Annotated in this window: 24 protein-coding genes; 13 read left to right on the top strand and 11 right to left on the bottom strand. The window is 61.5% G+C overall.

All coding sequences use genetic code 11. From position 1 onward, the window contains the following. Positions 1–376: 376 nt before the first annotated feature. Positions 377–1,354: a GlxA family transcriptional regulator gene (locus QZ190_RS06500; protein WP_291914881.1), complete on the bottom strand. Its 978-nt coding sequence runs from the start codon at positions 1,352–1,354 to the stop codon at positions 377–379. Positions 1,355–1,501: 147 nt separating this feature from the next. Here QZ190_RS06500 and QZ190_RS06495 point away from each other — a divergent pair, with 147 nt between their 5' ends. The 5 genes from QZ190_RS06495 (at position 1,502) to QZ190_RS06475 (ending at position 6,797) form a co-directional block, all read left to right on the top strand. Beyond that, positions 1,502–2,068, top strand: a complete 567-nt coding sequence (locus tag QZ190_RS06495; RefSeq protein ID WP_291914879.1) for a GNAT family N-acetyltransferase — start codon at positions 1,502–1,504, stop codon at positions 2,066–2,068. Between the two features lie 16 nt (positions 2,069–2,084). Continuing rightward, a complete protein-coding gene (locus QZ190_RS06490; protein ID WP_291914877.1) occupies positions 2,085–2,804 on the top strand; it encodes an iron-containing redox enzyme family protein in 720 nt (239 codons plus the stop codon). Positions 2,805–2,816: 12 nt separating this feature from the next. Beyond that, positions 2,817–4,070: an MFS transporter gene (locus QZ190_RS06485; protein ID WP_291914875.1), complete on the top strand. Its 1,254-nt coding sequence runs from the start codon at positions 2,817–2,819 to the stop codon at positions 4,068–4,070. 55 nt (positions 4,071–4,125) lie between these two features. Further along, positions 4,126–5,337, top strand: coding sequence for an aminotransferase class V-fold PLP-dependent enzyme (locus tag QZ190_RS06480; protein ID WP_291914872.1), 1,212 nt, complete (start codon positions 4,126–4,128; stop codon positions 5,335–5,337). A 686-nt stretch (positions 5,338–6,023) separates the two neighbouring features. Continuing rightward, the gene (locus tag QZ190_RS06475; RefSeq protein WP_291914871.1) at positions 6,024–6,797 is read left to right on the top strand and encodes a FadR/GntR family transcriptional regulator; all 774 of its coding nucleotides are present in this window, start codon (positions 6,024–6,026) and stop codon (positions 6,795–6,797) included. Between the two features lies 1 nt (position 6,798). Here QZ190_RS06475 and QZ190_RS06470 read toward each other — a convergent pair whose 3' ends face one another. Both QZ190_RS06470 and QZ190_RS06465 read right to left on the bottom strand, forming a co-directional pair. Then, positions 6,799–7,818 (bottom strand): tripartite tricarboxylate transporter substrate binding protein, encoded by a 1,020-nt coding sequence (locus QZ190_RS06470; protein WP_291914869.1) that lies wholly within the window; start codon positions 7,816–7,818, stop codon positions 6,799–6,801. Positions 7,819–7,847: 29 nt separating this feature from the next. After that, positions 7,848–8,720 carry an isocitrate lyase/PEP mutase family protein gene (locus QZ190_RS06465; protein WP_291914867.1) on the bottom strand — a complete coding sequence of 291 codons (873 nt, stop codon included), beginning with the start codon at positions 8,718–8,720 and terminating at the stop codon, positions 7,848–7,850. Between the two features lie 71 nt (positions 8,721–8,791). Between QZ190_RS06465 and QZ190_RS06460 the strand changes: the two genes are divergently transcribed. Together QZ190_RS06460 and QZ190_RS06455 are read left to right on the top strand one after the other, a co-directional pair. Beyond that, positions 8,792–9,586, top strand: coding sequence for an SDR family oxidoreductase (locus QZ190_RS06460; RefSeq protein ID WP_291914866.1), 795 nt, complete (start codon positions 8,792–8,794; stop codon positions 9,584–9,586). Between the two features lie 163 nt (positions 9,587–9,749). Further along, entirely contained in the window at positions 9,750–10,289 is a 540-nt protein-coding gene (locus tag QZ190_RS06455; protein ID WP_291915052.1) for a lipocalin family protein, read from the top strand. A 3-nt stretch (positions 10,290–10,292) separates the two neighbouring features. On the opposite strand, the gene QZ190_RS06450 is transcribed toward QZ190_RS06455, so the two are convergent. Then, entirely contained in the window at positions 10,293–10,910 is a 618-nt protein-coding gene (locus tag QZ190_RS06450) for a hypothetical protein (protein ID WP_291914864.1), read from the bottom strand. Positions 10,911–11,092: 182 nt separating this feature from the next. Between QZ190_RS06450 and QZ190_RS06445 the strand changes: the two genes are divergently transcribed. After that, entirely contained in the window at positions 11,093–12,052 is a 960-nt protein-coding gene (locus QZ190_RS06445) for an oxygenase MpaB family protein (RefSeq protein WP_291914862.1), read from the top strand. On the opposite strand, the gene QZ190_RS06440 is transcribed toward QZ190_RS06445, so the two are convergent. The 4 genes from QZ190_RS06440 to QZ190_RS06425 all read right to left on the bottom strand — a co-directional run bounded on the left by QZ190_RS06440 (position 12,021) and on the right by QZ190_RS06425 (position 15,710). After that, positions 12,021–12,449 carry a c-type cytochrome gene (locus QZ190_RS06440; protein ID WP_291914861.1) on the bottom strand — a complete coding sequence of 143 codons (429 nt, stop codon included), beginning with the start codon at positions 12,447–12,449 and terminating at the stop codon, positions 12,021–12,023. The two genes, QZ190_RS06445 and QZ190_RS06440, sit on opposite strands and share 32 nt — an antisense overlap. A gap of 170 nt (positions 12,450–12,619) precedes the next feature. Then, the gene (gene pcp / locus QZ190_RS06435; RefSeq protein ID WP_291914857.1) at positions 12,620–13,276 is read right to left on the bottom strand and encodes a pyroglutamyl-peptidase I; all 657 of its coding nucleotides are present in this window, start codon (positions 13,274–13,276) and stop codon (positions 12,620–12,622) included. A gap of 14 nt (positions 13,277–13,290) precedes the next feature. Beyond that, positions 13,291–14,727, bottom strand: coding sequence for an NAD-dependent succinate-semialdehyde dehydrogenase (locus QZ190_RS06430; protein WP_291914856.1), 1,437 nt, complete (start codon positions 14,725–14,727; stop codon positions 13,291–13,293). A 95-nt stretch (positions 14,728–14,822) separates the two neighbouring features. After that, positions 14,823–15,710 (bottom strand): LysR family transcriptional regulator, encoded by an 888-nt coding sequence (locus tag QZ190_RS06425; protein WP_291914854.1) that lies wholly within the window; start codon positions 15,708–15,710, stop codon positions 14,823–14,825. A 104-nt stretch (positions 15,711–15,814) separates the two neighbouring features. On the opposite strand from QZ190_RS06425, the gene QZ190_RS06420 reads away from it, so the two are divergent. The 4 genes from QZ190_RS06420 (at position 15,815) to QZ190_RS06405 (ending at position 18,470) form a co-directional block, all read left to right on the top strand. Then, entirely contained in the window at positions 15,815–16,600 is a 786-nt protein-coding gene (locus QZ190_RS06420) for a class III extradiol ring-cleavage dioxygenase (protein ID WP_291914852.1), read from the top strand. 23 nt (positions 16,601–16,623) lie between these two features. After that, positions 16,624–17,154, top strand: a complete 531-nt coding sequence (locus QZ190_RS06415) for a cytochrome b (protein WP_291914851.1) — start codon at positions 16,624–16,626, stop codon at positions 17,152–17,154. Between the two features lie 99 nt (positions 17,155–17,253). After that, entirely contained in the window at positions 17,254–17,820 is a 567-nt protein-coding gene (locus tag QZ190_RS06410) for a YceI family protein (RefSeq protein WP_291914849.1), read from the top strand. Positions 17,821–17,891: 71 nt separating this feature from the next. Then, the gene (locus tag QZ190_RS06405; RefSeq protein WP_291914847.1) at positions 17,892–18,470 is read left to right on the top strand and encodes a YceI family protein; all 579 of its coding nucleotides are present in this window, start codon (positions 17,892–17,894) and stop codon (positions 18,468–18,470) included. A gap of 155 nt (positions 18,471–18,625) precedes the next feature. Here the strand turns inward: QZ190_RS06405 and QZ190_RS06400 are convergent, their stop codons facing one another. The 3 genes from QZ190_RS06400 to QZ190_RS06390 are packed head-to-tail and all read right to left on the bottom strand — an operon-like array spanning position 18,626 to position 21,072. Next, entirely contained in the window at positions 18,626–20,035 is a 1,410-nt protein-coding gene (locus QZ190_RS06400) for a sensor histidine kinase (RefSeq protein WP_291914844.1), read from the bottom strand. Then, entirely contained in the window at positions 20,032–20,706 is a 675-nt protein-coding gene (locus tag QZ190_RS06395; protein ID WP_291914842.1) for a response regulator transcription factor, read from the bottom strand. Before QZ190_RS06395 ends, QZ190_RS06400 begins: the two co-directional genes overlap by 4 nt. A gap of 21 nt (positions 20,707–20,727) precedes the next feature. Continuing rightward, positions 20,728–21,072: a PepSY domain-containing protein gene (locus QZ190_RS06390; protein ID WP_291914840.1), complete on the bottom strand. Its 345-nt coding sequence runs from the start codon at positions 21,070–21,072 to the stop codon at positions 20,728–20,730. Between the two features lie 156 nt (positions 21,073–21,228). Between QZ190_RS06390 and QZ190_RS06385 the strand changes: the two genes are divergently transcribed. Next, positions 21,229–21,672: a DUF1924 domain-containing protein gene (locus QZ190_RS06385; RefSeq protein WP_291914838.1), complete on the top strand. Its 444-nt coding sequence runs from the start codon at positions 21,229–21,231 to the stop codon at positions 21,670–21,672. Positions 21,673–21,707 lie beyond the last annotated feature (35 nt).

Here is a 21,707-nt window from a genome sequence, read left to right as displayed (position 1 = left end):
GGCCCGTACGGATGGCGCGACGGCCAACGGTGAAACTCGAAATTGCACTGCGCAATCTACCCGGACAATATAGCCCCCTGGCCCGGTAGAAGGCGCAGATCCTTGCTTCCACACACGAGGCCCCCTCAAGCCACTACAACGGCTGGAAAGCACTGGACCAACTCACGCGTGACATGCGCGTGATGCACGCGTTCCACAGGCACACGCACGACGATTTGAGCTAGGTCATATGCCTTGAAGCGTCAGCGGATGAGGTTTAATGCGCGTGCAGTTAACTACTGCTGAAATAAGAACGGGCTGGGCGAGTTCGTCGCGTGCCCTAGTGGAAGATCAGCTTCATCCAACCAGCCTCCACGATACGCGGCAGTTCATGCTGTCAAAACGCGCGATTGCGTGGACGGTTCAAGCGCAAGGCAGAAGGCAGCACGTCCTCACGCTTAACCCAGTTGGCCCTGAAGGCCTGAACGCTGTGGAAGCCGCATTGCTCGGCGATGAGCTCGAGTGAGAGCTTTGTTCCGGTGAGCATTCGACGCGCCTGTTCCATGCGGAGTTTTGTCTGAAAGCTTTTCAGCGTGATGCCTGTCTCGGTCAGGAAGACGCGAGCCAAATGACGCTGGCTGTAGCCTATGGTCTGCGCAAGCTCAGCGACTTTGATGTCGCGCGTGAGATTATTAGCGATCAGATCTTGTACGGCATGGATCTTGGAATGGCAGTGAGAGCGGTAACGGAACGCTGCGCCCAATTCCGGATCACTGCCGAATCGGCGAAAGCTGACGACATTCTCCCTGGCTACTTGAATCGCCGCGTCGTCGCCGAAGGCGTCGGCGATCAGGTGTAGCGCTAGGTCTATCCCAGCAGCCACACCAGCGGAAGTCCACACCTTGTCGTCGCGGACGTGTAAGCGCCCTTCGACAACATTAACTGCAGGATAGTCCCGCCTGAGTTGCTGCAAAAAACGATGATGGGTTGTACACGTCCGTCCATTCAGCAAACCGGCCTGCGCGAGCAGGAAGCTACCAGTGCAAATACCGCAGACATTCCAGTCGCCATCGACATTCGCGGTGCGTTCGCGCAACCATTCGCTGGCTTCGAGCCAAGGACGCGAACGCTGCATCGCTACGTTGAATTTACCTCCGGCGACAAACACCACTGAGTGTGGACGCAGCCGCTTTGGCAATGGCCACACATCTGAGATCGTTGAGCCTTGGAAGGTTTTAACCTGTGCTTGAGGCCCGATGCACTCCACGTTGATGTTGGCGATATTGAGCTCACGCAGCGTCGAGATGATCTGCAGCGGGCCCGCCAAATCGAGCACATGTGTGTCTGGTAAGACGACGAAGTAGGCGTGTTTCATGGTCGAAAAAGCACCGTGATGGAGCAAGGGAATCGGGTGCAAAGCTAGATGTCCATTTTATTGGTATTTTGGTCTCTAATTTTGCTTAACAAAGAATGGTAATCACGTATTCTGATGGAAGGTAAATAATTTGGTGTCGGAGAAAAAATGAATAGCCCAAGTGTGACTTATGAGTGGATCGCGGAGTTCAATCCTGACATGGCAAGCGCCATTGTCAATCTGGTCAATTGCGCAACCGGGGACGGGGGCACGCTGGGTTATGCAGAGCTAATGTCCGTAGCCGAAGCCCAGGCCTTTATCGAAGCTTTACGACGCTCCGTGGTTGCTGGAGAGTCCAGTGTCCTGCTTGGTCGCGTGGACAGTCAACCCGCCTTCCTCGTAATCATCACGCTAAACCGCATGCCCAACTGTCGGCATCGTGCCGAGCTAAGCAAGGGAGTCGTGCATCCGGACTATCGTGGAAAAAACTATGTCCAACTGGGGTTCCGCGCCTTGGTCCAGCGCGCCGAGCAACTAGGCGTCGATCAACTGGTACTCGATGTCCGTGAAGGCTGCCGGGCACACGCTTTGTGGCAGCGTTTCGGCTTTGTCAGCTTCGGTGTACTTGATGACTACGCGCGTATCGGCGGCAAGAGTTACCGCGGGCATTTCATGATCCAGAGCGTCACCGCCCTTCGTGCGCTGGTTCTTCCCGATAACCACCAATCCACCTAACTAGAGAGAAATACCCATGTCCAATTCGAAAGCACGATTCAAGCAGGAGCTTCGTGAACTGCTCGAGAGCCACCTGACGCTCTCACATCCGATCTTCCACGAGTTACTCGACCCGAAATGCAAGAATATCGACCTCCTGCGCAAGGTAACTCTGCAGGGCTACCAGCTCACCAAGCATTTTCTCGACTACGTTGAGCACCTCTACTTCTATTGCCCAGAGCCGAAATTCAAGCGCGCCTTGCTGATCAATGTCTACGAAGAGGAGACCGGACGTCTCTCCAAAACAGACAACCATGTTGTGCTGATGCAAAACTTCATCCGTGCTCTGGGTGTCGACGAGGCCTGGCGCGATTCCATCACGCCCTTGCCGGCCACTCAGGAGCTGATCAATTACCGCTTAAACGCAGTGCGCGACATTTCGTGTTACCACATTGGAGCGGCAGCAGTCATGATTGCCAGCGAGGGGCAAAATCTCGAGACCCGTGCCGGCGAGGCTCGTCATGAGCTACTAGGAAAGGTCTATGGACTCAACGAATTCGACCTACAGTTCTTCTCAGTCCACCAGCAGGAGGATGTGGGACACGTCGAGCAGGGACTGAACCTCGTTTCTGAACTATGCACCACCGAGGTGATGCGCAAAGAGGCACTGTATGCAGTCGACCACACCTGCCGCCTCTTCTATGCAATGTATGACGACATGCATCGCGAATACCGTGCATCTGCAGAAATCGCTTAGGCTGAGTGAAACATGAACAACTCAGCTGCTTCGCGCAAGTTAATTTACTTGCTGGTTACATTCGGCTTCGTGGTGATGTTTCTATCCACGAGCATCAAGAGCGTCTATCAAATTTACTTTAGCGACTTGGCGGGGCATTTCGGCCGCGGCCGAGCCGACTTCGCTTGGTCGGGTTCAATTTTCATGCTGGTTACCGGCCTCGTCTCGCCGCTCGTCGGCTTGCTCAGTGATCGATTCGGGCCTCTACGCACTGTGGTGGTCGGCGCTGTTGCCGCGGGCATCGCGCTCGTCGGGACCAGCCTTCTGAACCAGTCTCTCGGCCTGTTTATCCTTGCCTATGGATTGTGTGGAGCTTTCGGTTTAGCCGCCATGACCTACGTACCGATGGGAGTGCTGGTCGACAGACTGTTCGAGCAGCGCAAAAGCGGATTTGCCTATGCAGTGATCACCAATGGCACGTCCATTGGCTTCATCATCCTGTCACCGTTCTGGTTGTGGCTGCAACCGCAGGTGCGCTGGACAGAGGCCTTCTTCTGGACCGGATTCGTCCTGCTTGTTCCAACTGCAGTAATTGCTTGGTACGCTGCGCGTAGAGCCGACTCAGTCGGGTTGGGTGAGGAGGCGTCGGTTGGGACGGAGCGCAAGCCTTCGGCTTGGCGAGAGGTGCGCACTGATCCTGGCTTCTATGCCCTAGCATGCGGCTTCTTTGGCTGCGGCGCCACTATGGCATTTGTCGATGTTCATCTGGTCGCCTTCTGGCAGGACGGCGGAACGTCGCGCACCCAGATGGCCGTTAGTCTTGGCATGCTTGGCACGCTTGAACTGGTAAGCGGTTTAGTGACCGGCTGGCTGGCTATGCGATACAACAAGCATTCACTGCTTGCTAGCTTCTACGTGATGCGTTCGCTCGCCATGCTGCTGTTGCTTAGCTCGGTATCGGAAGTACGCACCATCGTCTTCGCCAGCTTGTTTGGGGCGAGCTACCTCGGGACTGTCGTGATCACGTCGATGTACTGCCTAGAGCGTTACGGGCTAAAAATCAAGGGACAGACCTTCGGGCTGCTATTCCTAGCACACCAGCTAGGCGCTTTCGTCTCGGTGCAACTGGGGGCCGCTACTTTCGACGCCTTCAAGACTTACACGCCAGTCATCGTCTCACTGGCCGGGGTGACTATTGTCGGTTCGGTGATTAGTTGGTTGACGTTGCGTAGTAGCCAACGCGTGCCTGAACCGGAGACTTGTTCATTGGTGGAGTTCGATAGGTAGAGAAGCATGATGTCACAACACACCACTAAGTACGTTCAGTAAGGGAGTAACTGCTTTGACACACCATTTAACGACCCGCGCAGTACGCATTGGACAGTTCCCGGACATGTCCGATGCCTATTGCGAGCCAATCGGCATGACTTCGGCGTACGTGTTTGCGTCCGCTGCGGACGCAGCGAGCAAATTCAGCGGCGCGAAGAAGGGGAATGTCTATTCGCGCTTCTCGAACCCCACCGTACGTTCTTTCGAGAAACGCATCGCATCTATGCAGGGCGCAGAGGATGGGGTTGCCTTCTCGTCAGGCATGGCCGCTATAGTCGGCATCGCTCATGCTTGGCTGAGCGCAGGGAAGAACTTGGTAGTTTCCCGCGACGTGTTCGGAACGACCTTGACTGCCTTCTGCAACTATTTCAGAAAGCTGGGTGCCGACGTGCGGGTGGTGAACCTCACATGCCTCAACGAATGGCGAGCTGCCATCAATGAGAACACCGCCTTCGTCTTCTTGGAGTCACCGTCGAATTCCTTACAAAACGTTGGCGACATTGCTGCGATTGCCCAGATCGCGCATGCGCTCGGCGCGCTGGTAGTGGTTGACAACACGCTGCTGACGCCAATTCACCAGAATCCGCTGGAGCATGGGGCCGACCTCGTTGTGCATTCAGCAGGAAAGTACATCGACGGCCAAGGGCGTTGCGTAGCTGGTGTCGTCGTTGGTAGCGAGTGTCTAATGCACGAACTGCGAGGCGTGCTGCGCGCGCTCGGGTCCACGCTTGGGGCCATGGATGCGTGGTTGCTACACAAGAGCCTCGAATTGCTTGAATTGCGTGTTAACGCCATCAGTCAGAAGACCTTGCAGCTCGCCCACTGGATTCGTACCCAGCCCGAGGTCGGGCGTGTGTTCTACACGGGCCTCAATGACCATGATCAGCACGCGCTGATATGCCGTCAGCAGACCGGCTACGGTGGCGTGCTGAGTTTCGAAGTAGGTTGCAGCCGTGAGAGTGCTTGGGCGATGATCGATTCGCTCCAGTTGATCTCCATTGCGACCAACATTGGCGACACTCGCAGCATGATCACCCACCCTGCGTCGACTACGCACGGAAAGCTGTCACCGGACGAGCGGCTGTTCGTGGGCATCACTGATCGTTTGGTCCGCCTGTCCGTTGGTCTAGAGAATGAGGCCGACTTGATGTCAGACATCCACCTTGGGCTCACATCCATCTCGTCAATGCACGCAGAGCGAGAAGGCGAGAGTGTTGCCACCTAATGGAACTGGGACAGTCATAGTGTTGCTAGCTGATGTTCTTAGATGGGCGGTGGTCGTTTGCTGCACCACTCCGGTAATCATCGCTGCGCTGCGTTTACAGCGGTCCCAGCACGATGCTGGGTGGTGGACCACTGCAGTGCTGGTTGCTAGCATCAGCGCGACGGCCGATCCGCTAGCAGTCGCGCTGCGCCATGTCGACGGCACCCTGATGGCATCGTTCTGTATAGGTTAAAGATCTAGCGACAAGTTGCTCGAAGCCTGGACTGTTAAAGGATGATCAGGACCTTCAGATTTTTCAAAAATCACAAGGATACGTTCTCGAAGTTGAACGGACTTGTCGAATTTAGCTACCGGTTCATTCGACGGTTTCGGGCACAGCGCAGCCAGACGGAATTGTTGCTTTTTTGATCCGGTCTGATAGAGATTTAAGCGATAGCCATTGTACGAATCTTGGTCAAAGAGACCACTCCGTGGGCGATGGGCGCGTTACATGCCCTCAAAAACCATCGCCCACAGGGCGGTGGGCACCTACAAAAGTGAAGACAACGCCATCTTGGACTTTTCTCAAACAGTTCAAGCATCATGGAGCCGAATCTATAGTTTGGTAATGAGGGACGCGCTCATGGATGACAGACAAGCTGTCAAAGCCCAGTTATGCTTGAACTTGTTTCTTGTATGACAACCACATGAGTCAACACTTCACCCCCGTCTCCAGCGGCGCTCGCCTGTCCGATCAGGTGGCCGAGCAATTGAGCGCCGAGATCAAGCAAGGTCGTTTGGCACCGGGCGACAAACTGCCCACCGAGGCGCGACTGGTCGAGCAGTTCGCCGTCAGCCGCACCGTGGTGCGCGAGGCGGTGTCGCGCCTCAAATCGCTGGGCTTGGTGGATTCGCGCCAGGGCAGTGGGGTGTTTGTGAGTGCGCAGCAGCCTTTTGCGCCCCTGAACTTCGAAGCCCGGCATGCCGCTTCGCAAGAGGCCGTGGTCCAGATGGTGGAGGTGCGCCGCGCCCTGGAGGCCGAGGTGGCAGCACTGGCGGCCGAGCGGCGCAGTGCCAGCGACCTGCGGGCCATCGAGCAGGCGGTCCAGGCGCTGGACCAGGCGGTGCAGTCCGGTGGTGATGGCGTGGCCGAGGACGTGAACTTCCACCGCGCCATTGCGGAGGCCACGCGCAACCCTTTCTTGATCCAGACGCTCGGTTATCTCAGCCAGTTTTTGCACGGGGCCACCCAGGTCACGCGGGCCAACGAGGCCCGGCGTGGTGACTTTGCGGCCGCTGTGCGCAGCGAGCATCAGGCCATCTTGCAGGCCGTGCGGGCTGGCGATCCGGTCCAAGCGCGACAAGCTGCCGCCGCCCACATGGGCAACGCCATCGGCCGCATCCGCAACGCCGACCCGGCCTTCTGGGTACAAGAAGGCGAGCGGCTGGCGCAGCCCCTGGTCAAGGGGCTGCGGGGCTGAATCACTCGGCCTTGATGTTGGCCGCCTTGACCACTGCCGCGTAGCGCGACAGGTCTCGCGCCATGTCGCGGCCAAAGCGCTCTGGGCCGCCGGGGCTGGCGGTGATGCCCAAGGTGTTCAGGCGCTCGCGCACGGCCGGGTCGTTGAGCACGGCGTTCAGCTCGGTGTTGAGCTTGTCCACAATCGCCCGGGGCGTTTTGGCCGGGGCCAGCAAACCGACCCAGGAGTTGATGTCGAAATCGGCCACGCCCGCTTCGATGAAGGTGGGCACATCGGGCATGGACGGGGCGCGTTGTGCGCTGGACACGGCCACCGCGTTCAGCTTTCCCGACTTGACGTGCTGGATCGCCCCCGCTACAGCGGTGTAGACCAGCGGAATGTTGCCGCCCATCACATCGATCATGGCCTGCCCACCGCCTTTGTAGGGGATGTGCGTCAGGTTGGCTCCCGTGCGCTGCTTGAGCAATTCACCCGCGATGTGTGGCGTGCCGCCCGTGCCGGAGGTGCCATACGACAGGCCGCCCGATTGGGTCTTGGACAGGGCGATCACTTGTTGCAGTGTTTTGGCGGGCACGCCGGGGTGCGACACCAGAATCAAAATGGCATCGCCAATCTTGCCAATGGGGGCAAAGTCCTTGGCGGTGTCAAAACCCACTTTGGGAAACACATGGGGGTTGATCACCATCGTGCCGTCGAAGCCCAAGAGCAAGGTGTAACCATCGGGCTCGGCCGTGGCCACCATTTGTGTGCCGATGTTGCCCGAGGCGCCGGGCTTGTTGTCCACGATCACCTGCTGGCCCAAGCGCTTGGACAGCTGCTCGGCGATCAATCGGCCGCTGGTGTCGGTCACGCCGCCGGTCGCAAAGGGCACCACCAGGCGAATGGGTTTGGCGGGGTAGGCCGCTTGTGCAGCAGCGGTGCTGGCGCTCAAGGCCAGACCGCTGCAGGCAGCGGCCATCAAGCCCGTGCTCAGCGCGGCTTTGAGCCATTGGCGTCGGGGTGTTGTCGTGTTCTGAGGCATGTTTGTCTCCAAGGGGTTTAAGTGGTCCATCAATCGGTTTCAGCGTAGCGCTTTTCAAAAGCCCACACGTCTTCAAAACCCATGAGCTTCGTCAGGTCGGCAAAGTCGTACAAAGGCGTGTTGCCCTTGGCCGACGAGCCGGTGTCCTTGAACTGCTGGTACACCTGCGCCATGGCCTGCACGCCCGCCAGCAACGCGGTCACCGGAAAGATGGCGATCTTGTAGCCCAGTGCTTCCAGCTCTGGCTTCGTCAGCACCGGGGTGCGGCCTTTCTCGACCATGTTGGCCACCAAGGGCACATCAAAGTTTTGGCCGATGCGGCGCATCTCTTCTTCGGACTCGGGCGACTCCACAAACAAGATGTCGGCACCGGCTTTGGCATAGGCTTCGGCCCGGCGCAGCGCCTCGTCCAGGCCCAGCGTGGTGCGGGCGTCGGTGCGGGCGATGATCAAAAAGTCTTTGGATGCGCGCGAATCCACCGCCACCCGAATCTTGCGCACCATGTCGGCCATGGGGATGACGCGGCGTCCCGGCGTGTGGCCGCATTTTTTGGGGAACTCCTGGTCTTCGAGCTGGATGGCGCAAGCGCCTGCCGCCTCATAGCCCCGGATGGTGTGGCGCATGTTGAGCAAGCCGCCATAACCCGTGTCGGCATCGGCAATGAGTGGCGTGCGGGCCATGCCCGCCATGGCCGTGACGCGGCCCACCATGTCGCTGTAGGTGGCCAGGCCCGCGTCGGGTAGGCCCATGTGCGAGGCCACGGTGCCGTAACCGGTCATGTAGAGCGCATCAAAGCCAAAGCTGTCGGCCAAGCGCAGCGACACCATGTCAAACACACCGGGGGCCACCACCAGGCCGGGTTGGTTCAAACGCGCACGCAGCGCAGAGGTTTTGGAATTCATGGAGCAGGACCCGAGCAAGAGTGATTAAATTGGCAGGTTTTGAATTTTCCATTTCATCAGAGAAAAACACCATGGACCTGCACCTAAGCGACAAGCACATCCTCATCACTGGCGGCAGCAAGGGCATTGGCCTGGCTTGCGCGCAGGGCTTTTTGGCCGAAGGCGCCCGCGTGAGCCTGGTCTCGCGTGACAGCGCCCACCTCGACGCCGCACGCGCCCAGCTGCAAGCCACATTCCCTGCTGAGCGCATCCACACCGTGGCCGCCAATTTGCGCGACGCCTCGGCCGCGCTGGCGGCTCTGGACTCGGCCGAAGCCGCGTTCGGCCCCGTCGATGTGCTGGTCAACTCGGCCGGCGCGGCCAAGCGCACGCCCGCGCCCGAACTCACGCCCGAGGCCTTTGCCGACGCCATGCAGGCCAAGTACTTCACCACCATCCACATGCTCACGCCCTGCATCCAGCGCATGGCCGCACGCGGGCAAGGCGCGGTGGTGAACGTGGTGGGCAACGGCGGCAAAGTGGCCAGCCCCATCCACCTGCCTGGTGGCGCAGCCAATGCGGCGCTGATGCTGGTGAGCGCGGGCTTTGCCGCCGCTTATGGCGCGCAGGGCATCCGTGTGAATGCGGTGAACCCCGGGCTGACCTTGACGGGCCGCCTGCAAGAGGGCATGGCGGCCGATGCGCGCCTCAAGGGCATCGGCACCGAAGAAGCCATGGCCCAAGCTGTCGCCAAAATCCCGCTGGGCCGCATGGCCGAGCCCGAGGAAATCGCCAACGCTGTGCTGTTTTTGGCCTCGTCCAAAGCCAGCTACGTCACCGGCATTTGCATGAGCATGGACGGCGCGTTGAACCCGATCGTGGTGTAACGGACAGACCCGGGGCGCTCGCTGTGCCAAGCTCGCCGAAAAGGCGCAGTCGCCCCAGCATTGCCGCATCCCCCGTTACCCCACACTGGACAAGCCCATGAACCCCACACCCCATCCAACGAACACGCCAGCGCGACGGGCCGGTCGGACCACCTTGCCCAAGATGGCCACAGGCCTGCTGGCTTTGGCCTTGAGCGCATTTGTGGCCATCGGTCCCGCGCAGTCCGAGCCCGCGCCTTTGCAAACCGTGCCCTCGGTCGACGTGCCGCGCTACATGGGCACCTGGCACGAGATCGCCAAGTACCCGAACTGGTTTCAGAAAAAATGCGTCAGCAGCACGCAGGCCACCTACACACTGCAAACCGACGGCCGGGTGCAGGTGCTCAACCGCTGTAAAACCGACAAGGGCGAATGGAGCGAAGCGCTGGGTGCGGCACGCCAAATCGGCGGACCGAACTCTCCCCGGCTCAAGGTGCGCTTTGCCCCCGAGTGGCTGTCCTTCATCCCCCTGGTCTGGGGGGACTACTGGATCATCGACCTGGACCCGGACTACCAGTGGGTGGTGGTGAGCGAGCCTGATCGAGATTACTTGTGGATCCTGTCGCGCACGCCGCAAATGCCGGCGGCGACCTACCAGGAGTTGCTGGGCAGACTGCACGACCGGGGCTTCGACCTCAAACGGATCGAGCCCAGTCGGCCTTGAGCGTCAGTGTGCGGCTGCGGTCTCGCGCACTTGACGCGCTTCGCTGGCCTGCAGCCAGCCTTGGGCTGCGGCGTCTTGCGCCAATTGGGCGATCAGGGCGCGGGCATCGGCGTTGACCATGGCCACGGGTTGCAGGCGCAGGGCGGCGTCCGAGAAGTGGTGCACCACCTCGGCCACGTCGTCCGCATCCAGGGCCGTGGGTTTGTAGACCGGGCTGTAAGGCGCTTTTTGGCCCAGGGCTCGGTAGAAAACCGCAGCCAGGTGGCTGGATGCGCCGTACACGCTGCGCTGCTGGCCGGCGGCCGTCACTCGCAAGGTGTAGCCGTATTTGCCTTTGACGCACTCGGCCTGGGTGATATCTTTCAGGGCAAAGTGGTGCACCAAGGTGCCCGTGTCGTTTTCTGAAACCAGCAGGTGGCGGTCGGTCAGCAACCACAAGCCACGGCCGGACAACACCACACGACCCAGCACATAACCCAGCACCCGCTCGTCGGGCTGGATGTGGTTGCGCATCTGGTCCACATCGGCTTGCTTGAGCAACTGGGCGCCGTAGGGGTTGTTCCCCTCAATCAGCAGTTCGCTCAGTTCGTTGCCGTTTTTCAAAAAGTCCAGCCAGGCCATAAAGTCTCCAAAATATTACCCTGCATGTTCGGCCATGGCCCGAGGTGCAGACCCTTGGGGCTCGCAATGGGCTTGTTTTGTGTCGGGGTATTAGAGCGAAGGGGTGGGCAAAGGCCATTGGCCTTGCGCCTGCACGGCAGTTGCCGCTGAACCACACTGGGGTTTTTCCAAACCCACAGGCCATGGCCAGACCGTCGTTTTTTCAATCGCCCTTGACCAGTCAGCTGCAAACGCAGCTCCAAGCGCAGATCAAGGACCAGCTGGGCCAGCGCGTGCGGGCCATGACCGGGGCCACGGGCGATGCGCGGGACTTCTTGCAGCCTGCGGGCGACCCCGGTCTGTTTGGCCCCGACTCGGCCGCCTGGCAGGTGCACGCTCACTTTGTGGCCATGATGACCGGTGGTTTGTCGTCGCTGATGCTGCAGGCCCTGCACCCTCGGGCGCTGGCCGCCGTGTGGGACCACTCCAGTTTTCGCACCCAGCTGCAGGCCCGCCTGGGGCGCACCGCCTTGTTTGTGGCCACCACCACCTATGGAGGCACAGCGGCGGCCGTGCAAACCATCGAGCGGGTCAACCGCATCCACGCGCACATTCGCGGCACGCTGCCCGACGGCACGCCCTATGTGGCCAATGATCCGGAGCTGATCCGTTGGGTGCACCTGGGCGAGACCACCAGTTTTTTGCGGGCCTACCAGGACCTGTCGCTGCAGCCTTTGCCCACCGACAGGCAGGACCTGTACTTTGCCGAAATGGCGCACGTCGGCGAGCGCCTGGGGGCTCACGATTTGCCGCTGACACGCCACCAGGCCCTGACGCAGCTGCAAGCTTTTCGTACCGAGCTGCGGGTGGACGAGCGCACGCGAGAGACGATTGACTTGATCGAACACTACCCGTGTGCGCCCCTGGACCGGCCCTTGGTGAGCCTGATCGTGCGGGCCGCGTTTCAGATGCTGCCCGATTGGGCGCTGGAGATGCTGGGGCGCGAGCGCAGTTGCCCGTTGGAGCAAGCCGCAGTGCGCACAGCCTTGCAAGGCATGGGCGTGTCGCTGGCCTGGGCTTTTGCCGACACGGGCGTGGCCGCCCGCGCTCGACAGCGCATGGTCCCAAGCTTCAGGGCTGCTGAATCGTCTCCAGGTATTTGAGCAAAGACACGATGCGGTTGCGAGCCGACCACTCGGCGGTGCGGGGCGAGTCGCTGGGATGAGTCATGGCACGGGCCTTGAACTCGTTGCCCCAGACCGGCATCTCGCGTGAGCCGTGAGGCCCACCATCACCCGACCAACGGCCGTCGATCACCTCCCACATCAACTCCTGCGGAAACTTGCCACCGTTGCGCTGTGCGATGGTGGTCAGGTCCGAGGGCGGTTTCACCAAAAACGAATGCACCGGACCATCGCCCTTGCCCGATGCGCCGTGGCAGCTGGCGCAGTTGTCCTTGTAATCAACGCGGCCCAAACCCACAGATGTCTGTGCCCATGAAGAGGCGGTGATGCTGAGGATGCTGGCGATGACGCAGCGGCAAATGCTTTGTTTGTCCATGTGGGCTCCTGTTATTTTGCAAAAGCCACATCATCTGAAAAAGGGTGTTCAACGTCTGTGCGTTGGCACGCCAAAACGTCGGGATTGGGCTACCCATTTGCAGGTAACGGTGTCTGGCGCACAGGTTCTGTGCCCTGAAAAATGCGCCGGTGGCGTGAATTCAACGCGATTCAGTTCAGCGTACCGCCGCTGATGGCCGCATCGGCCAAGCCTTGCTGGCGCTGCGCCAGGAGCAGGGCCAGGGCCTGCGTCACGCCGGCGATTTGCAAGCTGGCGGGCCAGCTGGGCAGGCTGGGGCCTTTCCACTGCGCGGCTTGCTCGGGCAGCAGCGGCAGGTGCATGAAGCCGCTGTGCACCCCCAGCCCCGCCAGCGTGTGCTGCAAGGCATAAAACAATTGGTTGCAGACAAAGGTACCCGCCGTTTGCGACACCGAGGCCGGAAAACCCGCCGCCTTCAAGCCCGCCACCAGCGTCTTGATGGGCAAGGTGCTGAAGTAGGCCGCAGGTCCCCCCGCGATCACCGGCACATCGATCGGCTGCACCCCCGCGTTGTCGGGGATGCGGGCGTCTTGCACGTTGATGGCCACACGCTCGACCGAGAAATCACAACGCCCCTCGGCCTGGCCCAGCGCCAGCACGATGTCCGGGCGGTATTGCTGCAAGGCTTGCTGCAGAGCGGGCAGGGCTTGGGCAAACACGCAGGGCAGCTGCACCGCCGTGACCTGAGCACCTTGCAGTTGCAAACCGTGCAAGGCACGCGCCACCTCCCACGACGGGTTGAGGCTTTGCCCGCCAAAGGGCTCAAAGCCGGTGACCAGGATGCGCATCACGGCCTTGCCCTTCAGGCGTTGAAGATCGACACCGTCTTGCTGTTCAGGTAAGCCTCCAGCGCCTCAGGGCCGCCTTCGGAGCCGTAACCCGAATCCTTGACGCCACCAAAAGGCAGCTCGGGCCAGGGCGCGGCAGGCTGGTTGACCCACAGCATGCCCACGTCCAGACGCTGGCTGAGCTGGTGCATGGTTTTCATGGAGTTGGTGAAGGCATAACCGGCCAGGCCAAACGGCAGGCGGTTGGCTTCGGCAATCGCGTCTTCGATTTTTTCGAAGCTGCGGATCGCGGCGATGGGGCCAAAGGGTTCGTTGACCACCACATCGGCGTCGAGCGGCACATGCGAGAGCACGGTGGGTGCAAAGAAGTTGCCTTGGGTGCCAATGCGTTCACCACCGGTGAGCACCTTGGCGCCTTTGGCGCGGGCGTCTTGCACGATGGACTGCATGGCCGCCAGGCGGCGCTCGTTGGCCAGTGGCCCCATTTGTGTGCCTGCGGCCAGGCCGTCGCCCACTTTCAGGGCCTGAGCTTGCGCGGCAAATTGTTCGGCAAAGGCGTCGGCAATGCTGTGGTGCACCAAGAAGCGGGTGGGCGAGATGCAGACCTGGCCCGCGTTGCGGAACTTGGCCGCGCCGGCGGTTTTCAGGGCCAGCGCGATGTCGGCGTCTTCGGCCAGGATGACCGGGGCGTGGCCGCCCAACTCCATGGTCACACGCTTCATGTGCTGACCCGCCAAGGCGGCCAGTTGCTTGCCAACGGGCGTGGAGCCGGTGAAGGTGATCTTGCGGATCAGTGGGTGCGCGATCAGGTAGTTCGAAATCTCGGCGGGCGTGCCGTAGACCAGACCGATCACGCCAGCAGGCACGCCCGCATCGTGAAAGGCGCGGATCAACTCGGCGGGCGCGGCAGGCGTTTCTTCAGGCGCTTTGACGATGATGGAGCAGCCTGTGGCCAGGGCGGCCGACATCTTGCGCACCGCCTGGTTGATGGGGAAGTTCCAGGGCGTGAAGGCAGCCACAGGCCCCACGGGCTGCTTGAGCACTTGCTGCTGCACGTTGATGTTGCGCGGCGGCACGATGCGGCCATACACGCGGCGGCCTTCTTCGGCAAACCACTCGATGATGTCGGCGGCCGACATGGCCTCGACCTTGGCTTCGGCCAGGGGTTTGCCTTGCTCTTGGGTGAGCAGCTCGGCAATTTGCGGAGCACGTTCGCGCATCAGGGCAGCCGCTTTGCGCAAGATGGCGCTGCGCTCGTTGGCCGGTACATCGCGCCACAACTCAAAGCCCTTTTGGGCAGCTTGCGCGGCACGCTCCAGGTCGGGGATGCCCGCGTGCGCTAGGCGGCCGATTTCGGTGCCGGTGGCGGGGTTGAACACGGCCAGGGTGCGGCCGCCTTCGGCATCGCACCACTGGCCGTTGATGAAGAGTTGGGTGTTGGGGTAGGTCATGGCGGGGTCCAGTCAAAAACAGTCGACAAAAGGTTGGGTGATTGTGGCTTGAAATGGGTGGGCCGCCGTCAACACCGTGACAGCGCAAGCCCTGTTCAGCGGTCGGCAAGAAAGTCAGACAGGTGCTCGATCAGCGCATTCACCCGGTGCGGGATGTAACGGTTGCTGGGCAAGACGGCGTAAATGCCCAAGGGCGGCGCCTCGAAGTCCTGCAAGATCTCGACCACTTCGCCGCTTTGCAAGAACGGTTCGGCAATGAAGTCCGGTTGCAAAGTGATGCCCATGCCCTGCGCGGCCGCCTGCACCAAGGCCGCGCCATTGTTGGCCTGAATGCGGCCGCGCACCGCAAACAACTGCGGCTGGCCTTGAACGCGATACGGCCAGCTTGCGCCTTTGGCGGTGATGGAATAGACCAAGCATTCGTGGTGGCGCAACTCATCGGGGTGGCGCAGCGTGCCGTGTTCGGACAGGTAAGCGGGCGAGGCCAGCGTCAGCAATCGGCAATGCCCCAGGCTGCGCACGATGTCGCCGGGCTGCAGGTCGGCGGTGATGCGGATCGACAGGTCGATGCCTTCCTCGATCAGGTTGGCCCTTTGGTCCGAAAAGTCCATCAGCAACTCGATGTGCGGCTGCGCTTTGGCGAACGCAAGCAAGGCGGGCATGAGCCGCTGCAGTCCAAAGCTCAGCGGCAGGCCCAGGCGGATGCGTCCGCGTGGCACGGCTTTTTCTTCGTCCAGACTGGACTCGGCGGCGTCCACCATGTTCAGGATCACGCGGCACTTTTCGAGGTAGGCCGCGCCTGCAGGCGTGAGGGTCAGGCTGCGGGTGCTGCGCGTGATGAGTTTGACGCGCAGGCGCTTTTCAAGTGCCGCGATTTGGCGCGTGACCACCGAGCGGGCCACCTGCAGTTGGTCGGCCACGGCGGTGAAGCTGCCCGCTTCGGCCACCCGCACAAAGGTTTGCATCGCATCGAGTTTGTCCATTGTTGCCGATTGTGCAACAAACATTTGAAGATTGGCTACTTTTTCAAATCGACTGGTCCGCCTAAAGTCCAGCCCATCGCCACACCCACCCTTTTGAAACCACCATGTCCGCCCCACGCTCTGTTTTGTTTGTGCCCCATGGCTCGCCCATGTTTGCCCTGCACCCCGGCGCGGCGGGCGCGGCCATGACGCAGTTAGCGGCCCAGCTGGGCACGCCCCGCGCCATCGTGGTGGTCAGTCCGCACTGGGAAACCTCTGTGCCCACAGTGGGTTTTTCCACCCGGCCCGAGACCATCCACGACTTTGGCGGCTTTGACCCGCGCCTGTACGAGATGCAATACCCCGCCACCGGCTGCCCCGAAGTGGCCGCGCAGGTGGTGGCTGCCCTGCAAGCGGCGGGCCTGCCCGTGGCACAAGACGTCCAGCGCGGCCTGGACCACGGCGCCTGGATTCCGCTGCGACAGATGTTTCCCGACGCCGACGTGCCGGTGGTGCCCCTGTCGGTGCAAAGCCACCTGGGCCCGGAGCACGCTTACCGCGTGGGCCAGGCTCTCGCCGGTCTGGCGCAACAAGGCATTTTGGTGCTGGCCTCGGGCAACATCACCCACAACCTGCGCGACTTCATGGTCGTGCGCATGCAGGGCGGTGCCACCCCCGCTTATGTGCAGACCTTTACCGACTGGATCCACACCCACATGACCGAGCGCGATGTGCCCGGCCTGCTGGCCTACCGCCAGCAAGCGGCCGGCCAGCGCGCCCACCCCAGCGACGAGCACCTGCTGCCGCTCTTCACCGCCCTGGGTGCAGCGGGAACTGACGCGCAACCCGAAGCGTTTTTCCGGGGCATCAGCGACCACGTCATTGCGATGGATGGCTACGCCTTCCACTGACCGACTTTTCAAAACCGCACACCATGAACACGCACTACACCGCCGTGGCCAAAAGCCTGCACTGGCTGATGGCACTTTTGATTTTGGGCATGCTCGCGCTCGGCTTTTACATGACCGACCTGCCTCTGTCGCCCGACAAGCTGCAGTACTACGCTTGGCACAAATGGGCTGGGGTGAGTGTGTTCATCCTGGTCTGGCTGCGTCTGGCCTGGCGGCTCATGTTCCCGCCGCCGCCCTTGCCTCTGGGCATGTCCAGCGCCATGACATTCGCAGCGCACGCCGGGCACTGGGTGCTTTACGCGTTGATGGTCTTGATTCCCCTCACGGGCTGGCTGATGAGCTCGGCCAAAGGCTTTCAGACGGTGTGGTTTGGCGTATTGCCCTTGCCCGACTTGCTGGTCAAAGACAAAGCGCTGGGCGATCAATTGGCCCAGTTGCACTGGGCCCTGAACGTGGGCTTGCTGCTGCTGATCGCAGGCCATGCAGGTGCCGCGTTGTGGCACCACCTCGTGCACAAAGACGACACCTTGCGCCGCATGCTGCCCGCACGCTGAACGCTGAACGCTGAACGCCGAACGCCGAACGCCGAACGCCGAACGCCGAACGCCGAACGCCGAACGCCGAACGCTCAACGCCCCTTAAAAAGAAGCTCCATGAATACCCTGTTGAAATCCCTCATCGCCCTGTCAGCCGCCGCGCTCGCTTGGCAAGTGCAGGCCGCACCTTACCAATCCATCGTGCCTGCCAAGAGCAGCATCACTTTCAACTTCAAACAGATGGGCGTGAGCGCCGATGGCCGCTTCAAAAAGTTCGCCGCGCAAGTGAACTTTGACCCGGCCAAGGCCGCCCAAGGCCAAGCCAGCTTTGAAGTCGAGTTGGCCAGTGTGGACACCGGCTCGGGCGAAGCCGATCAGGAAGTGGTGACCAAGTCGTGGTTCAACACGGCTGCTTTCCCCAAGGCCCAGTTTGTCAGCAAGCAAATCAAGCCAACCGGACCCAACCAATACGAAGTGCTGGGCACGCTGAGCATCAAAGGCCAAAGCCGCGAAGTGAAGTTTCCCCTCAAGCACACGCCCCAAGGCAAGGACGGCCTGCTCACAGGCGGCTTCACCTTGAAGCGCGCCGACTACAGCATCGGCGAAGGCATGTGGGCCAAGTTCGATGTGGTGGCCAACGACATCCAGGTCAACTTTTCGATCACTGCGTCACAGGGCAAATGAACTAGCCCAAGACATGGACCCCGGATCTCCCCTTTTCCTTTCAACTCACTTTTTTCAACAGGAGCTTTCTCATGACATCTTTCAAACAACTCGCCGCAGCTTTGGCCTTCGCATCAGTGACCGCAGGCGCGGCCCTGGCCGCACCCGTGACCTACAACGTGGACGGCTCGCACACCTTCCCACGTTTTTCGTATTCGCACTTCGGTCTGTCCACACAGCTGAGCAGCTTCAGCAACACCAGCGGCAAAGTGGTGTTTGACGCCGCAGCCAAGACGGGTTCGGTGGACATCACCATCGACATGAAATCGGTCAACACCGGCTTTGCCGACTTCAACAGCCACATCCAGGGCGAAGACTTTCTCGATACGGCCAAGTTTCCCACCGCGACCTTCAAGTCGACCAAGGTGGTGTTTGAAGGCGACAAGCCCAAGACCATCGAAGGCAACCTGACCATCAAGGGCGTGACCAAGCCCGTGACCCTGCAGGTCACCAACTTCCTGGCCATGCCCCACCCGATGATGAAAAAACCGGCTTTGGGCGCGAACGCTTTCACCACCATCAAACGCACCGAATTCAATGCCGGTAAATTTGCACCCTATGTGGGTGACGAGGTGCGCATCGACATCGCCATCGAAGCCGTGGCGCCCTGATTGGCGTCGGGTATTGGGCGTTGCGCTTTAGGCGTTGAGGTCGGGCACTCAAACTGCTGTCTGTAGGAGCGGTCTCTGGCCGCGATCTGTCTGAGGGCAGGCCCCGCGCCTGGCTGCACAAAGCGCCAAGACCCTCGCGCATCCTGTGCAAGCTGTCACGCGGCTGCGGCAGGCAAGGTCAGCGTCACCTGCAAACCCCGGCCCTGCGCCGGGGTTTGCAATTGCAGATCGCCCCCGTACACCGCCACCAGATCCTGCACGATCGCCAAGCCCAGGCCGCTTCCGGGCACGGACTCGTCCAGGCGCACGCCGCGCTGCAGGACGCGGGGCATCTGCTCGGCTGGCATGCCCGGGCCGTCGTCTTCGATTTCGACGCGGCACATGCCCAGCGATGCACTTGAAGGCACACCCGGCACGGGCTGCACCCGGATGCGCACTGCGCTGTGCGCCCATTGGCAAGCGTTGTCCAGCACGTTGCCCAGCATCTCCTGCAGGTCTTGCGATTCACCAGCAAACTGCACGCGTTCATCTGCCCCCTCCAGCGTGATGGCCAGCTGGCGCTCGGCGTGCACGCGCTGCATCACGCGCACCAGGCCTTGCAGCGTGTGGACCACAGGCACTCGCTGACCGGGCACGCCGGTGGACGCGGCCATGCGTGCGCGTGCCAGGTGCCAGTCGATGTGCCGCCGGGCCAGTTGCACCTGTTCGCGCACCAGCGGTGCCAGGCCTGTCGTGTCGGTTTGGCGCGAAGCCTGGTCCAGCACGGTGAGCGGGGTTTTCAAGGCATGGGCCAGGTTGCCCGCCTGTGTGCGTGCACGGCCCACCACCTCGTCGTTGCGGTCCAGCACGCCGTTGAAGTTGTCCACCAAGGCTTGCACCTCGCTTGGGAAGTCGCCCGTCAAACGGGGCGAGCGTCCTTCGCGCAGCGTGTTCAAACCCTGCTGCAAAGCCATCAAAGGCCGCAAGCCCACAGCCACTTGCGCCCAAGCTGCCGCCAGCAAGAGCAAGAACAGCGCCGCCAGCGAGGCGACCAGCACGCGCTGAAACCCCGCCACCGCCTCGTGCGTGTCGTTCAGGTCGGCTGCCACACTCAAGCGCCAGCGCACACGCTCGTCCGGCCGCACCGTGCGCTCCAGCACGCGCAAGCGGGTGTCGCCGGGGCCGGGCAACTCGTGCGCGTGGATTTCGCCATCGCGCAGCACATCGGCGGGCAAGGCCAGCTGCGTGTCCCACAAAGAGCGTGAGCGCAATACGCCCGCCCGACCAGCGGTGGGCGTCACATCGTCGAGTTGCCAATACAAACCCGAATAAGGCCGCTGCCAGCGCGGGTCGGACAAGGACTGTGCATCGATCAGGGGCTGGCCTTGCGCATCGGCCGACAAACGGGCGGTGACCTGGTCGAGCTGCTGGGCCAGACCTTTTTCAAACTGGCGCATCACATGCTCTTGGAACAAGCCATTGAGCACCACGCCCGCCAAGACCATGGCCAGCGACACCCCCAGCACGGTCGCGGCCAGCAGCCGAAAGCGCAGCGAGCCCATCAGGCCTTTGACGCCGGGCTTCACGCAGCCTCATCCTTGGCGTGCAGCAGCCGATAACCCAAACCGCGCACGGCCTCGATCGTCAGAGTGGGCAGTTTCTTGCGCAGGCGGCCCACGAACACCTCTATGGTGTTGGAGTCGCGCTCAAAGTCTTGGGCATAAATGTGCGCAATCAAATCGCTGCGCGAAACCACGGCATCCGGGCGGTGCATCAGGTAGTCCAGCACTTTGTATTCGTGGCTGGTCAGGGGCACGGTTTGGCCCTGCACCGTCACGCGCCCGCTGCGCGTGTCCAGCGCCACATCGCCCAGCCGCAGCACCGCAGAGGCCACCCCGTTGGCACGTCGGTTCAAGGCACGCAAGCGGGCCAGCAACTCTTCCATGTGAAAAGGCTTGGTCAAATAATCGTCCGCCCCGGCGTCGATGCCCGCCACTTTGTCGTGCCAGTTGTCGCGTGCCGTCAGGATCAGCACCGGCATGCGGCGGCCCTGCTCGCGCCAGCGCTGAAGCACCGTCAGGCCATCCATCAGGGGCAGGCCCAGGTCCAGCACCACGGCATCAAAGTCTTCACTCTCGCCCATGAAGTGGGCATCGCGCCCGTTGTCGGCCTGTTCCACCACATGCCCGGCCTCGGCCAGGCCTGCGTGCAATTGCGCACGCAAAGTGGGTTCGTCTTCAACCAGCAAGATGCGCATGGGACTTTCTCAAGGGGGTTCTCAACGGCGTTCACGACGGGTTTGGCGCTTCAGGACCTCGCCCGTGCGGGCATCGACCTGGAGCTTCATCAAGCGGCCATCAGGCTGCAAGAGTTTGATCTCGTATTGCCATTGTTGCTTCTCGTGCTCCAGTTCCACCTCCAGCACCTGGCCGGGGTGGGCCTTCTCGATCAGCGCCAGCACCTTGGCCAGCGGCAAGACCTGGCCTGACTGCACCGCCTGCAAGGCGCGTTCATGGTCGCCCTTGTCACTGGCCAGCGCGTTGCCGTGCCAAACCGCAGCGCAGACGGTCAGCGTGGCCAGCATGACACAGGCGGCCCAGCGCCAATTCGGCAGCAGGGTCATGGGGGAGGTGCAGGTGTTTTTCACCCCTGGATTGTCCCGCACCAAAGCTGAACGGCCGATGAACAAACGCTTCAGCCAAGGTTCAAGCAGGGCCTCACACAATCGACCCACACACGCCTTCACATACACCCCTTGAAGCCTTGAACGGAGAACATCATGACGCGGCTCATCCCCAACACTTTCGGCACTTTCGCCACCCGCCGCTTTTGGGCGCTGGCAGGCCTGTGCGCCCTGCAAGCCATGGCCACCCCATCCGCCCACGCCGCAGACACCAGCCCGGCGCAGCAGCTGAACCACTGGATAGCCCAGGCCGGTGCCCCGGCCAAGGCCGATCGGGGCCAGGCCCTGTTCAACCAACGCCAAGGCGGCGAATGGTCGTGCGCCTCGTGCCACGGCACGCCACCCACAGCCCAAGGCAAACACGCGAGCACGGGCAAAGCCATCGCGCCTTTGGCACCGGCCTTCAATGCCAAAGCCTTCACCGACACCGCCAAGGTCGACAAATGGTTCAAACGCAACTGCAAAGACGTGTTCAGCCGCGAATGCAGCGCACAGGAAAAGGCCGATGTGCTGGCTTACCTGATCCAGCTCAAGCCCTGAAGCACCCGAAGCACCCATGATGAAAGCATCACCCA

This window comes from Limnohabitans sp. (assembly GCF_017848645.1).
In the GTDB taxonomy this organism is placed as follows: Bacteria; Pseudomonadota; Gammaproteobacteria; order Burkholderiales; family Burkholderiaceae_C; genus Limnohabitans_A.
The sequence above is the reverse complement of the archived record's forward strand: the minus strand, read 5'-3'. Positions and strand labels throughout refer to the sequence as shown.